Here is a 1,355-nt window from a genome sequence, read left to right on the forward strand (position 1 = left end):
TGCTCCCCACTGCTCGTCGGACACTGCCCGAGGTACCCCACCACCGTGGCCCACCTCACGCTCCATCACAAGAACCGGTCCACGTGGAGCTTGTTATCGTGGCCATCACGGCGGTGGGGCCCGCCTTCAACCACGGCACGGATGTCGTCAACGGTCCCTGTTTCCTAGTCAATTCTGGTAGCCACCATGCGTGTCGACGGCGGCCACCCGACCGGACACCCCGACCGGGCCTCGTCCGAACCGGGCGCCCCGCGGCGTGCGGCGGCGTACAAGGTCAGGAGGCAGCGCCGATGAGCCGGCCACCGCATCTGCACCCCGGGTTGATCGCCCTCGTCGCGCTCGGCGGCGCCGCGGGCACCCTGGCCCGATGGGGCATGACCACGTCGATTCCACACCCGCACGAGTGGCCGATAGCGACGCTCGCCGAGAACCTCATCGGAGCGTTCCTCCTCGGGCTGCTTCTCGAAGCACTCGTCCGTGCCGGTGACGAGACCCGTCCCCGACGGATGATCCGCCTCGGCCTGGGCACCGGCGCCCTGGGTGGATTCACCACCTTCTCCACCTTCGCCCTCGAGATCGAGAGGCTGCTCACCTCCGGTCACGTCGGCCTGGCGGTCGGCTACTTCACGGTCTCGCTCGTCGGCGGATTCCTCACCTGCATGCTCGGGGTCATCCTGGCCAGCCGGCACCATCGGTGGCGCGAGCGTCGTCTCCCCCCCGATCCCGACCAGGGTGTCGTCTCCGACCCCACCGCGCCGGGAGGGGACCGCCCGTGACCATCGCCCTCATCGCCCTGTTCGGCGGGCTCGGCGCCGCGGCCAGATTCGTGGTGGACGGCCTCGTCAGAACCCGGTGGAACAGCGGTTTCCCGGTCGGAACCGTCGCCGTCAACATCACCGGCTCACTGCTCATGGGCGTGCTCACCGGGGCGGCGATCGCCGGGGCGATCGGTGGCGTCGGTCTGGAGGCGGCCACGATCGGCTTCTGCGCCGGGTACACCACGTTCTCGACCGCCATGGTGGAGACCGTCCGCCTGGTCCAGGGCGGGGCCTATCGCAGGGCCCTCGGCAACGTCCTGGGAACGGGGATCGCGGTGGTCGCGGCGGTGGCCGCCGGTCTCGCACTGGCCGCAGCCCTCTTCTGAGCACGCTCCACCCGGCGGGCGGCCTCACCCCGCGAGTCCGGCCTCCAGGGCGGCGTGAAGTCCGGCGCGGTCACCCGAGATCTCCAGAGCCGGGTCGTCGGCCCCGATCCGTCCCCACAGCAGGAGCGCGAGTGTCTCCGGCGGGCCCGTCACCGCGACCTCACCGGCCTCCTCCGCGCCGGTCAGGACCCACTCGGGGTCGGCGCCCGGG

Annotated in this window: 3 protein-coding genes; 2 read left to right on the forward strand and 1 reads right to left on the reverse strand. The window is 71.4% G+C overall.

All coding sequences use genetic code 11. The features are described from left to right. The first annotated feature begins 290 nt into the window (after positions 1-290). Together G6026_RS09255 and G6026_RS09260 are read left to right on the forward strand one after the other, a co-directional pair. Complete coding sequence (locus tag G6026_RS09255) at positions 291-776, forward strand: CrcB family protein (RefSeq protein WP_182612987.1); 486 nt, start codon at positions 291-293, stop codon at positions 774-776. Further along, a complete protein-coding gene (locus tag G6026_RS09260) occupies positions 773-1,144 on the forward strand; it encodes a CrcB family protein (RefSeq protein ID WP_107755331.1) in 372 nt (123 codons plus the stop codon). The genes G6026_RS09255 and G6026_RS09260 overlap by 4 nt, the downstream gene beginning before the upstream one ends. 24 nt (positions 1,145-1,168) lie before the next feature. Here the strand turns inward: G6026_RS09260 and G6026_RS09265 are convergent. Then, on the reverse strand, positions 1,169-1,355 hold a 187-nt coding region (locus G6026_RS09265), incomplete at its 5' end, for a hypothetical protein (RefSeq protein WP_206682023.1).

This window comes from Dietzia sp. DQ11-38-2 (genome assembly GCF_014145055.1).
Lineage (GTDB): Bacteria > Actinomycetota > Actinomycetes > Mycobacteriales > Mycobacteriaceae > Dietzia.

Bases quoted from the DNA above. Each gene is read 5' to 3' on its own strand.
- G6026_RS09255 (WP_182612987.1), top strand. From the start codon at position 291: ATGAGCCGGCCACCGCATCTGCACCCCGGGTTGATCGCCCTCGTCGCG.